The sequence below is a fragment of the Psychrobacter piscatorii genome, assembly GCF_001444505.1.
Classification (GTDB): domain Bacteria; phylum Pseudomonadota; class Gammaproteobacteria; order Pseudomonadales; family Moraxellaceae; genus Psychrobacter; species Psychrobacter piscatorii_B.
The window spans coordinates 1-12058 of the sequence record NZ_LNDJ01000051.1; the positions used below are offsets into that span (position 1 = coordinate 1).

The window sequence follows — 12058 nt, forward strand, 5'->3', positions numbered from 1 at the left end:
TGGCGTCACTTGTTAGCATCCAATAAGACTAACAATGGTACCACCGAAACCCCTACTCATAATATGTTATGAGTGGGGGTTTTTTATGTCTGCTCTTAATATCCAAGCTAGTTGTTTAATTAGAAAAAGCCAGCATTGATTCAATGCTGGCTTTTTCTTGTTTGTCTGCTCAACTAGATATAATTAGTATTTAGCTCGATGAGCAATCGTATGAACATACTTAAAATCATAAGAGAATTAACGCCTATAACTATATTATTTATCGATTACAGTATTAGCCATAGCAATGTGGCAGCTATCATCAAGCCGAGTACCGTCTGAATTAAAAAGAATGCTTGGTGTTGACCAACGACCTTACTCAACGTCACCCCTAGCGTACTGTATTTGACAGGAGGCGTATCAACGTTACCTGTTCTCGTTTGCTCTTCATAGTAGCCCTGCAATATTTCCAAGAACTTCTGCCACTCATTAGAATCCCACTCATACGGCTTAAATGGCATTAACTTTTTAAGTTCAGGCTCTTTAGTCATCCAACGCTCAAGGGTAATTGAACGTAATGACCAACTGGCAAAACGACGTTTGGTAATCTCAGAAAAATCTAAAACCTTCAATTCTTTATGTCGATCATCTATCAACAAACGATTTTTTAGGTTGGTTAGTGCCTGCTCTGAGCCTTCGACACACTGCAAAAAGTAGCCATTGCCATAGCAAAGAATACCCGTGATATTATCTATTTGATTGCGTTCGACCGCGGTCTCTGAGATATCATTAAGCGTGCTAGGACTTGAAAGACCAGTAGAGGTAATCCGGCTTATATATACAAGCTGGCAGAGATCTGTCGTTACTGGGTTTGTTGAATCGTTGATTGTTGACAATCAGCTTCTCCCTATTATCAGGTAAATGTCGCTAAAACAATCATACTAACTTCAGAAAATATAGAGACAAAATAACTAAGCGTAATGAATCGGTCTGATATATTATTGATTTTATAAGTTTTTATATTAATTGTATTAAGTTAGTTACATCATAGGTTAGATTGGTCATCAAAGCAACCTTTTATTAATTAATAGTCTTGCTTATATACAAAAAACATGTCTTAAATATATATTATATATTAGATTAATATATATTAACTTTTATTGAATCTAAAACTTGCCGTGAAATTGATGCGATATTGACAGTCATTACCTTGAGCTATCTGATATAAATACGAAGCAAATCTATAAATTTGATTAATGTGAGAATTGGATATCAAGAATTGCTGCCAGTAATATGGCATCATCAGGATACGTAAGCTTGATGTTTTGTCGACTACCCGGCACCAAACGTATAGGTAGCGCTAAGTGCTCAAAAGCACTGGCTTCGTCTGTGATGCTAAGCTGATGTTCAGACACATAGCGTAGGACGCGTTTCAGCTGACCTAAACGAAAAACTTGCGGGGTTTGTGCTTGCCATATGTTGCTACGGTCAATAGTGCATTTCACATAAGAAATGAGTCTATCTTCCTCAGTAGGTGTGATTTTCTGATAGGAGCTCTTCAACGTATCGGCCGCCGGTGTCGCTAAGATAGCACCATAAGGCTCCCTCATCGCCGCTTTAATAACTCGATCGATATCCACACTCGGTACAGCGGGACGTGCCGCATCATGAATGAGTACCAAATCCGAATCATCGGCGCCTGACTCACTGATGGCCTCTACCCCTGCCTGCACTGATTGCCAACGCTCGGCCCCACCAACTGCGTAATATATAGGAAGCTCAAACTCTAGCTCCTGCGCTGTGCTGTCGTCTGCTGCTACGACCAATAGGCATTTATTAATATAATCGCTATGACCAAGCCTAGCCACGCTGTGCTGCAACAACGTCTGCTCTTGTAGCATTGTGTATTGCTTGGCGATAGACGCACCAAAACGGCTGCCGCGACCAGCTGCGACGATCATGGCGTGTATATTAGGGGTTTTATTCATAGTGTGATACTCATGGTTGAACCCATGACGATATATTTAAAGAGAAATAGTGAAAATGATAAGAATGACGGATGGCTTTATAATAAATGATAATGCTTGATATCACATCATACAGACCGATAGCTATAGCTTAATAGCTACTATGCGTCGTTGGTGCAGTTGATACTTGGACAAAAGTTTCATTTGGTTTGATTAAGCCCAAATCTAATCGAGCGTGCTCTTCTACCGCCTCAAGTCCAGTTTTTAGATCTTGCACATCGGTACGTAATAGATTGTTTGCTGCCACTTGGTTATCATTTAAGCGTTGTTGCTCTTCAATTTGAGCCGTCAACTTGTTATGTTCAAAATGGCCATTTTCCCCCAGCCAATACTGATATTGCAATCCCAAAAGCACTGCAACGGCTAGAGCAAGTAGTATAAATTGGCTAAAATATTTCATAAGGTGACAACGCCAAACAACATAGAAAGAATGATATAAGAGTTTTAAGATGATTAGGCGATACACAAATGATTATATATCGCCTAGATTTAATGATAAGTTCGGCTTTTGAGCTTAGACTTTTTGACGCATATTACGCGTTAAAAAGCCAAGTCAGTCTGTTAACCACGTAGACCGATAAACTCTTCACGGCCACGGTAGCTTGCACGTACTTGCTGCTCGATGCGTAGCAATTGGTTGTACTTAGCAACACGGTCTGAGCGGCATAGTGAGCCTGTTTTGATCTGACCGGCAGCGGTACCAACTGCTAAATCTGCAATGGTGCTGTCTTCGGTTTCGCCTGAACGATGCGAGATGATGGTTGCATAGCCATTTTTCTTCGCCATATAAATCGCATCTAGCGTTTCTGACAATGTACCGATTTGGTTGAACTTAATCAAGATAGCATTGGCAATATGCTTATCGATACCTTCTTGCAAGATTGTAGGATTGGTCACAAATAGATCATCACCGACCAACTGGACTTTATCACCAATCTGCTCGGTCAGATACTTCCAACCATCCCAATCTGACTCATCAAGACCGTCTTCGATAGAGATAATAGGATACTGACGCGTGAGCCCAACGAGATAGTCTGAGAACCCTTGGCTATCGAAAGCTTTGTTGCCTTCGCCTGCCAATACGTATTGACCGTTCTTGTAAAATTCACTAGCCGCACAGTCTAGCGCAAGATGAATGTCTTCACCCGCTTTGTAGCCGACTTGTTCGATCGCCTGCATAATAACCGTGATGGCTTCTTCGTTGCTACGTAGATTTGGTGCAAAACCACCTTCATCACCAACAGCGGTATTTAAGCCTTGTGATTTCAATACAGACTTTAAGCTGTGGAAAATCTCTGTACCAGCACGCAGCGCTTCTGAAAAGCTGGTAAAGCCAACTGGCTCAATCATAAACTCTTGAATATCAACGGTATTGTCCGCGTGCTCGCCACCATTTAGGATGTTCATCATTGGCACAGGCATGGTCAATGACGTCTGATTACGCAAGTTAGCAATATACTGATGCAATGGCAGATTCTGCGACTTGGCAGCCGCTTTGGCCGTCGCAAGTGACACCGCTAGCATGGCATTCGCACCCAAGCTCTCTTTGTTTTCTGTGCCGTCTAGCGCAATCATGGCATCATCAATACCCTGCTGTTCAGTCACATCTTTATCAATCAAAGCACTGCGAATCTGACTGTTGACGTTGGAAACGGCTTTTTTGACGCCTTTACCCATATAGCGAGATTTGTCGCCATCACGTAACTCAAGCGCTTCACGTGAGCCTGTTGATGCGCCACTTGGCGCCGCAGCACGGCCGACAGTGCCATCAGCTAAGATCACATCAGCTTCGATGGTTGGGTTGCCGCGCGAGTCTAAAATTTCACGAGCGCGAATGTCTTTAATTGCGGTGACGTTGTTGGTTTCTTCAGCGTACATAATGTCTGTTAATTCCTTTGGTCATGCCAAGTTTGTGAGATAAATAACGGCAGCTAGCATACAAAAAAGATAAAGCAAAATATCATATAGCCAATACATCTAGAATCCCTTCAAGCCTTTCTGCCATATGACTATATTTGCATATGATGGAAGGCTTATTGAACAGATTAACGGTTGGCTATCGTGCTTGGCATCATAGCATATATTTTATCAAACTTCCCTTATCTTACACTGACTTGCGGTCATAAATATCATCATAGATAGGTATATCTCAAATACTCGTTTGGTCTGCGTTGATGAAATATCAGTGCTAATACAGCAATTATTATTTCGCTAAACGCGTTTCATTGGTGTGCGGGGCAGATACCGTATTATCTAGCTCAACCTCTGTTTTAAAGCGTGTCAATCGTAGCGCATTCATCAAGACTGAGATAGAACTAAGCGCCATAGCAGCAGCCGCAATCATCGGATTCAAAAACCCAAACGCAGCAAGTGGAATACCAAGACAGTTATAAATAAAGGCAAAAAATAAATTTTGCTTGATATTGCGTAGCGTTGCTTGCGCGATTTTTTGCGCCGCATCAATATGCATGAGCGACTCGCCCATTAGACGGGCAGAAGCGCTGTGCTGTGCGACATCTGTTCCTTCAAACATTGCAAAGCTGGCATCGGCAGTGGCCATCGCTGGCGCATCATTGACCCCGTCTCCTGCCATCGCCACCTTATGACCAGCAGTTTGCAGTCGTGCAATTTGTCTGGCCTTATCGCGTGGACTCATTTTGCCGTAAGCTTTTTCAATACCCAGCTGCCCTGCCACATGATCGACGACCGACTGCTTATCACCACTCATCAAGATCACATTAATACCCGCATTTTGTAGCGCAGTGATTGCTTGCGGGGTATCCGCTTTCAAGTCATCTGCCAAGGCAAATGCGCCTAGTGGCTCATCATTGATACTAATGGCAACGGTACTGGCAATTTGCCATACTTTTGGCATCAGCTTAGGTAACGTCATATTAGCAAATTCAGCCGTCCCGACGTTTACTCGTCCAAGCCCTTCGATATTCGCTTGTATACCAGCACCTTTTATCACACTGATATCAGTCACGTTGAATAGAGACAATTGACGGTCTTTAGCAGTATTGATCAGAGCTGTTGCTAGTGGATGACTGGCGTGCGCCTCGACACTGGCTGCAATTTGCAATACATCATCAACGGCCAGTGACTTATCCACCATGACCTGATCGACGATAGTCGGCTTACCAATGGTCAGCGTGCCTGTCTTATCGAGCACCACTGTATCAATATTGCCTGCCGCCTCGAGACTTTGCGCGTCTTTGAACCACACGCCATGACGCGCAGCAACCCCCATACCTGCCATAATGGCTGCTGGCGTGGCCAAACCAAGCGCACAAGGACAAGCAATGACCAATACTGAGACGGCATGCATTAAGGCCGTATCGACCATACCAGTCAGCCACCATGTTAGGCCAAAAGTAACCAACGCAATAGTGACCACGATTGGCACAAACACAGCAGTCACTCTATCCGCCAATCTTGCCAAGTTAGCTTTTGAGCCTTGTGCCTCACTCAATGCTTGCACCATATCGCCAAGCTTGGTGTCACTACCCTTGGCACTGACGCGATAGAGCAAACTGCCATTCTCCACCAAAGCACCTGCCAGTAATCCATCGCCCGCTTCTTTTTTGAGCGCTATTGACTCACCTGTTAAGTGACTCTCCACGCACCAGCCGCTACCATCTGTGACGATGCCATCGGTCGCGATACGGCTGCCTTGCTTGGCCCGCAAAATATCACCTACTTGTACATCAGACAGTGCAATATTATGAAAATCACCATTTGGCTGCTGCTGCTCGACTTCATCTGGCGTTAATGACAATAATAAATCAATGCTGTTGAGGCTATGCTTCTTGGTACGTTCCTCTAAGTATTTACCAGTCCGCACAAACGCAATGACCATCACCCCTGCTTCAAAATATACGGCTGGGCTATTGCTAGCACCGTGTCCGCCCATATGTCCACTTTGCAAGAGGCTCCCCAAAGTGCCATCGCCATGAGTAAGCCACAGATAAGTCGAATATGCCCATATCGTCACGGTACCAATCACCACCAGTACATCCATATTGGCAAGACCGCCTTTGATGGATGCCCATGCGCTCTTATAGAATGGTAACGCAAAGCCAAACTGTACAATCGTCGCTAAAATAAACTGAATCCAAATGGGCGGCATCCACGCCATCCCAGCACCCACCAACATGCCTGCCATACCCACCAAAAATGGCACCAAACACAACCATAAACCAATCAATCGCCATGGATATTTGGTGGCTGTGTCTTCATCTGTTTTTGCAAATAAACTGTCGCTGGCCTGTAGATTGGCAACAAAACCCGTCTTGTTTACCCATTCTGTGACCTGTTCTGGCGTCGTTTGCATCGGATCATAATCTACATTTGCCGTCTCACCAGCAAAATTCACACTCACTTCATACACCGAAGGCTTTTTATTCAGCACCTTTTCGATTCGTGAAGCACAGGCCTGACACGTCATGCCATCAATCGCCAATTGCAGATGCGCACGTTGCGGTGCAAGTGGCGTATTTGATTGAATGTCAGTCTCGACATCGTAGGATTCATCACTAGTGGTACGGGTAGTATCATTCATAAAAATAACTCTTTATAGCGTCCATATACTCATAGAAGCCGTAATAAAATATCAGTGGATTGACAAAAAAATCAAATAAAACAAGTAAAACACGATAACAATCAGTATGAATACGCTGTTTAGGCTATCCAGTTATTATAGACAGACATATTGCAATATATTCAGGTAGCGCCTATTAGATGGTCACAACCATCATCTATTCAAGTAAGCCTCAATCATTTAGTAAATAGCAGCAAACTAGGACAGCCATGGACGTAATCTATAATCAGAATTTTTAACCATTAAAAAACCAGCTATCATGCCAGTAATAACATGGTAGCTGGTTTTGTAGATAGATGACGACATTTATGAATTAGCGACAGTCGCCTCAAATCCAGCATCATCAATAGCCGAAGCAATCGCTTCTGCACTGGTTTTGCTATCATCAAAGGTGACCGTCGCTAGATTGTCAGCTAGATCAACGGTGATCGTATCTAAACCGTCAATGTCGGCAGTAGCAGTATGTACACTTGCCACACAGCCGCTGCAAGTCATGCCATCAATTTGAATAATACGTGTTTGGCTTGCCATGGTTGGCTCCTTATTTTTATTAGTGAAAAGTAGCCTTGATAGCTGTTCTTCAATATTTACTTCTCAAAACCTATCAAAGTACCACTAAACAAGCATAAGCCCTATTATCAGCGACAGCAAGACACTTTGGTTGTTACTTTATTAACGAGATGCTATTAACAAGACAGGAACTTCTTAATAAAAACCTGAACGCTACTCATTGCTTATGTAGCATTCAGATCGTCCATATGTTTTAGTCTTTATGATGCGGATTTTGCGGCGCATCGATAGGAAATGGCTGAGTCACATAATCAACCATACTAATCGCCGCCGTCAAAGCATGAATACTCGTATCCGTATCATCATAACTGACCGTTGCAACATCATGCACAGGATCTAGATCGATAGCAGTCACGCCTGAGATATTTTTAAGAGCGGTCATTACACTATCTAGACCATCTTCATCGTCGATATTTTCTATACTGACTTGTGCGGTTTGAATCGCCATTGCATCACCCTCTTATCATTTATAATATCAATGAGTATCTAATGTCTCAAAGCCTTTGACCAGATCATCAATCTGCTTAAGCTGACGCAAAAACGGCTCTAGCTGGCTCATGCGCAGCGCACATGGCCCATCACATTTCGCCGTTTCTGGATTTGGATGTGCTTCTAAAAACAACCCTGCCAATCCTGTCGCCATACCAGCACGTGCCAGTGTCGTAATCTGCTCACGGCGCCCACCTGCACTGTCACTGCGCGCACCTGGCTGCTGTAGGCTATGGGTGACATCAAAGAATACCGGGATGTCCATCTGCTTCATGGTATCAAAACCGAGCATATCCACGACCAGATTGTTATAACCAAAAGCACTACCTCGCTCACACAGTATCAGCTTATCGTTGCCGCCCTCCAAACACTTATTGACAATATGACGCATCTCATGCGGCGCTAAGAACTGCGCTTTTTTGATATTAATAATGGCATCCGTTTTTGCCATGGCATGGACCAAATCTGTCTGACGTGACAAAAACGCTGGTAGCTGAATAATATCCGCAACCTCAGCCACTGGCGCGGCCTGATGTGGTTCATGCACATCGGTAATGATGGGTACATGGAATTTTTCTTTGATTTGCCCGAGCCAATCGATACCTTGCGCGAGTCCCGGCCCTCGGTATGAATGCAGGCTTGAGCGGTTGGCTTTATCAAAACTCGCTTTAAACACATAGCCGATACCCAAGCGCTCACATATCTCAACGTATTGCTCAGCAATCTCAAACGCCAACTCTTTAGATTCTAAGACGTTCATCCCACCAAATAATACAAAGGGTTGATCATTACCAATGTTGATCGTCTTATTATTAGGCGTGTTAAGTGCAATGTGTGATTGCGCCGTTAATAGGTTTTCCATTTAGCCACTACCTCTTATTTTGTTATTAATATCTCCATCCCATATTGTAACCGATAGCCTGATTAAAAAAAGTATGCAAGCGTAATTAGAGATTATTAATGAGGATATTGACTCGTTAATAACAACAAACAACCTGAGTTGAGCAAAAAAAAGACCAATCCGAAGATCAGTCTTTTTTATAATAAATACTTTTACTTTACACTACATTATATAGAGTTACTCTATTATGAAGACTATTTTGCTTCGCTATGGTTCTTCGCCGCTTTGACAAAACTATTAAACAGTGGATGACCACCGCGTGGTGAGCTAGTAAATTCAGGATGGAACTGTACAGCAACAAACCATGGATGCTCGCTAATCTCTACCGACTCTACCAAATGCTGTTTGGCAGAATAACCAGATATAGTCATACCCGCTTGCTCTAATGGCTCAATATAACGGTTATTCATCTCATAACGATGGCGATGGCGCTCAGTGATATTGTTAGCACCATAAATCTGAGCAAGCTTGCTACCAGAAACCAGCTCTGCTTGCTGCGCGCCTAGGCGCATGGTACCGCCGAGGTCTGAGTCATCGCTACGAATCTGTAGCTCGCCGCGCTCATCTAACCATTCGGTGATAAGCCCAATGATAGGCTCAGCTGTCTTACGATCAAACTCAGAAGAGTTGGCATTGATATTCAGTACATTGCGCGCATACTCAATCACAGCCAACTGCATACCAAGGCAAATACCTAGATACGGCACATTATTTTCACGAGCATAGGTGATGGCTTTTATTTTACCCATCGTACCGCGCTCACCGAAACCGCCTGGTACTAAAATAGCATTGGCTTCTTTTAGCTGCGCTAGTAGAGTGTCGTCATCTTCTAAACGCTCAGCATCGATGTAGTCGATTTTGACATCGACTTTATGCGTGATACCTGCGTGTAGCAATGCTTCGTTGATCGATTTATAAGCATCTGGTAGCTCAACGTATTTGCCAACCATCGCAACTGTCACTGTTCCTTCAGGATTTAGCTGGGCTTCAACCACTTTATCCCAATCGCTCAAATCCGCTTCGGGCACATCAAGACCGAAACGCTCACAGATGAGATCATCAAGGTCTTGCTCATGTAGCGTGCGCGGGATCTGATAGATACTTTGCGCATCTTCACACATGATAACGGCACGCTCTTCTACATTGGTGAATAGCGCAATCTTGCGACGGTTATCTTGTGAGATATGATGATCAGAGCGGCAGATTAAGATGTCAGGCTGTAGACCGATTGAGCGTAGCTCTTTTACAGAGTGCTGTGTCGGCTTGGTTTTGGTCTCACCGGCACTGGCAATATAAGGTACTAAAGTAAGATGCATCAGCATGGCACGATTGCGCCCCAGCTCTACTTGCATCTGACGGACAGCTTCCATAAAAGGAAGGGATTCGATATCACCGACGGTACCGCCAATCTCAATAATAGCAATATCATATCCTTCGCCGCTCGCGAGGATTTTGTTTTTGATTTCATCGGTAATATGCGGAATAACCTGTACCGTACCGCCTAGATATTCACCGCGACGTTCTTTATTTAAAACGTTCTGATAAATACGGCCGCTGGTGAAGTTATTACTTTTACTCATTTTTGAGTGACGTAAAAAACGCTCATAATAACCCAAATCTAGATCAGTCTCTGCACCATCTTCGGTGACGAACACCTCGCCATGCTGAAACGGACTCATCGTACCTGGATCGACGTTAATATACGGATCCATTTTGGTCATCGTGACAGTCACGCCACGTGCTTCTAAGACCGCTGCAAGAGAGGCTGCGGTGATACCTTTTCCTAGTGAGGACACTACCCCACCGGTCACGAATATAAACTTGGTCATAGTACTCTGTCGGTAATTGGTAAAGAAGGATTTTACTAAAAATACGCTATAAAATATAGGGCAAAAATGCAAACTATCTGAAACTCTTATTTTTCACGCTGATAATAAACATTTTTCTGTTATTCGTACTCTATACAATAAAAAACTCACCCCGAAGGATGAGTTTTTTTTAACTACATGGTAGCGTTGGTATTAGAATCTGTATTCTAGACCAGTACCCAGTACGAATACTTCTGTATCGCCGATAGTATCGAACATTGCATCATCGCCATTATCATCGATACCGGCTGCTTGAGTACTTACATTGTCAGCTTTGTTCAAGCCAGCGTAAGCGTGCATGATGACGTTGTCTTTAAAGAAGTACTTACCACCAACAACAATCTGATCTGAGTCTGAATTTTCGTTACCATCCAAGCTTTCAGTATTGTTGTACTGAACGTATACGTTTGCTGGACGAGCAAAGTTGTTTAGATCCATGTTTGCACTTAGTACCAGACCTTTTTCGTCTTCTGAAGAGTAGTCAAAGTCAGCTTGCTGATATAACGCGCCCAACTGTACTGGGTATGCCATGTATTTACCTAGATCTACAGTAGCCGTACCACGGATGATCTCACCTGAGATGTTTTGGTCTTTGTCATAAGCAACACCTAGCGTAAAGCCAGTACCTTGGTCAAAAGTTAGTGCTGCACCGTAGCCATCATCATTATCACTAGCGCCATTGTCTTCATTAGCGTCAGAGCTATACATTACCGCTAGGTTTAGTGGTAGGTTGTTGTATTGAGGGGCTTTCCAAATGATAGAGTTGTTAATACGACCACTATCAGCCATGTTTAGACCACCAAGTTTCTGGTTGCTTTCTAGGTTGCTGTCACCTAGGTTATCCCAGTAACCTTCGTTTACGATGACGTTGTTGATGTAGTCTAGGGTAGATTGGTTACGACCTGCGCGGATTTCACCGAAGTCTTTGTTTACTACACCAAGATAGGTATCACGGCTTTTGAAAGTACGATCTTCACCATCAACACGGATGCCATACTCTAACTGATAAACAACATCAGTGTTGGCAGTCATTGCTTCAGAGCCTTTTAGACCAATACGTGAGCTGTATGAGTTAATTTCTACGGTATCTTCATCACGATCAAAAGCATCATTAACGTTTGAATCAAATTCACCATTGACATAATCAGCACTTAAAAATGCTTTACCATAAACGGTTGGTGCTGCATTGGCTGCTGATACAGATAGGGCTGCGATTGCTGTAGCTAAAAGTAGTTTTTTCATGGGGTATCTCCACTTTACAATTGTAGTAATGAGCAAGCTGTTATTAGCTGGCGCCCATAATGGTATCGTCACAAATCCTCAAAGATATAATGTGTAACTGGCTACCGAGATTAGTCAGAAACAAGTGTGGCGAAGTTCTATTACAGTAAGATGAAAAAAACAATAATTTACATGACTGGGATTAAGAGCGTAACTGCTGTGTAACCTGTTGTCTTTATCACTCCATTGCGTAACATCCGTTACCAAACTCATACTTCGAGTACAAGCATAACAACTTTGACATAATTTGCAACATATTTTTTCGCTTTTTCGATACCCCCAGTATCAAATGACAAGTCACCTATAAAATCCAAATAGCTACAAAAAAAAGCGCTATCTACTC

10 protein-coding genes are annotated in these 12058 nt (G+C 43.2%); all 10 read right to left on the reverse strand.

What is annotated here, in order from left to right; genetic code table 11:
- Window positions 1-266: 266 nt before the first annotated feature.
- The gene (locus AS194_RS03480) at window positions 267-875 is read right to left on the reverse strand and encodes a BLUF domain-containing protein (RefSeq protein ID WP_058024086.1); all 609 of its coding nucleotides are present in this window, start codon (window positions 873-875) and stop codon (window positions 267-269) included.
- 357 nt (window positions 876-1232) lie between these two features.
- Entirely contained in the window at window positions 1233-1967 is a 735-nt protein-coding gene (gene ispD, locus AS194_RS03485; RefSeq protein ID WP_058024087.1) for a 2-C-methyl-D-erythritol 4-phosphate cytidylyltransferase, read from the reverse strand.
- A 130-nt stretch (window positions 1968-2097) separates the two neighbouring features.
- On the reverse strand, window positions 2098-2406 hold the full coding sequence (locus AS194_RS03490; protein ID WP_058024088.1) for a septum formation initiator family protein: 309 nt from the start codon (window positions 2404-2406) through the stop codon (window positions 2098-2100).
- A gap of 161 nt (window positions 2407-2567) precedes the next feature.
- A complete protein-coding gene (gene eno / locus AS194_RS03495) occupies window positions 2568-3884 on the reverse strand; it encodes a phosphopyruvate hydratase (RefSeq protein ID WP_058024089.1) in 1317 nt (438 codons plus the stop codon).
- Window positions 3885-4209: 325 nt separating this feature from the next.
- The gene (locus AS194_RS03500) at window positions 4210-6567 is read right to left on the reverse strand and encodes a heavy metal translocating P-type ATPase (RefSeq protein WP_058024090.1); all 2358 of its coding nucleotides are present in this window, start codon (window positions 6565-6567) and stop codon (window positions 4210-4212) included.
- A gap of 345 nt (window positions 6568-6912) precedes the next feature.
- Window positions 6913-7137, reverse strand: a complete 225-nt coding sequence (locus AS194_RS03505; RefSeq protein WP_058024091.1) for a heavy-metal-associated domain-containing protein — start codon at window positions 7135-7137, stop codon at window positions 6913-6915.
- Window positions 7138-7369: 232 nt separating this feature from the next.
- A complete protein-coding gene (locus tag AS194_RS03510) occupies window positions 7370-7624 on the reverse strand; it encodes a heavy-metal-associated domain-containing protein (RefSeq protein ID WP_058024092.1) in 255 nt (84 codons plus the stop codon).
- Window positions 7625-7651: 27 nt separating this feature from the next.
- Window positions 7652-8527 carry a 3-deoxy-8-phosphooctulonate synthase gene (kdsA, locus tag AS194_RS03515; RefSeq protein WP_058024093.1) on the reverse strand — a complete coding sequence of 292 codons (876 nt, stop codon included), beginning with the start codon at window positions 8525-8527 and terminating at the stop codon, window positions 7652-7654.
- A 233-nt stretch (window positions 8528-8760) separates the two neighbouring features.
- Complete coding sequence (locus AS194_RS03520) at window positions 8761-10395, reverse strand: CTP synthase (RefSeq protein WP_058024094.1); 1635 nt, start codon at window positions 10393-10395, stop codon at window positions 8761-8763.
- Between the two features lie 192 nt (window positions 10396-10587).
- Window positions 10588-11676, reverse strand: a complete 1089-nt coding sequence (locus tag AS194_RS03525) for a porin (protein WP_058024095.1) — start codon at window positions 11674-11676, stop codon at window positions 10588-10590.
- Between the last annotated feature and the right edge of the window lie 382 nt (window positions 11677-12058).

Coding starts and splice junctions, on each gene's coding strand:
- AS194_RS03510 (WP_058024092.1), bottom strand. CDS start 7,624: ATGGCGATTCAAACCGCACAAGTCAGTATAGAAAATATCGACGATGAA.
- ispD (WP_058024087.1), bottom strand. CDS start 1,967: ATGAATAAAACCCCTAATATACACGCCATGATCGTCGCAGCTGGTCGC.
- AS194_RS03500 (WP_058024090.1), bottom strand. CDS start 6,567: ATGAATGATACTACCCGTACCACTAGTGATGAATCCTACGATGTCGAG.
- AS194_RS03490 (WP_058024088.1), bottom strand. CDS start 2,406: ATGAAATATTTTAGCCAATTTATACTACTTGCTCTAGCCGTTGCAGTG.
- AS194_RS03505 (WP_058024091.1), bottom strand. CDS start 7,137: ATGGCAAGCCAAACACGTATTATTCAAATTGATGGCATGACTTGCAGC.
- eno (WP_058024089.1), bottom strand. CDS start 3,884: ATGTACGCTGAAGAAACCAACAACGTCACCGCAATTAAAGACATTCGC.
- AS194_RS03520 (WP_058024094.1), bottom strand. CDS start 10,395: ATGACCAAGTTTATATTCGTGACCGGTGGGGTAGTGTCCTCACTAGGA.
- kdsA (WP_058024093.1), bottom strand. CDS start 8,527: ATGGAAAACCTATTAACGGCGCAATCACACATTGCACTTAACACGCCT.
- AS194_RS03525 (WP_058024095.1), bottom strand. CDS start 11,676: ATGAAAAAACTACTTTTAGCTACAGCAATCGCAGCCCTATCTGTATCA.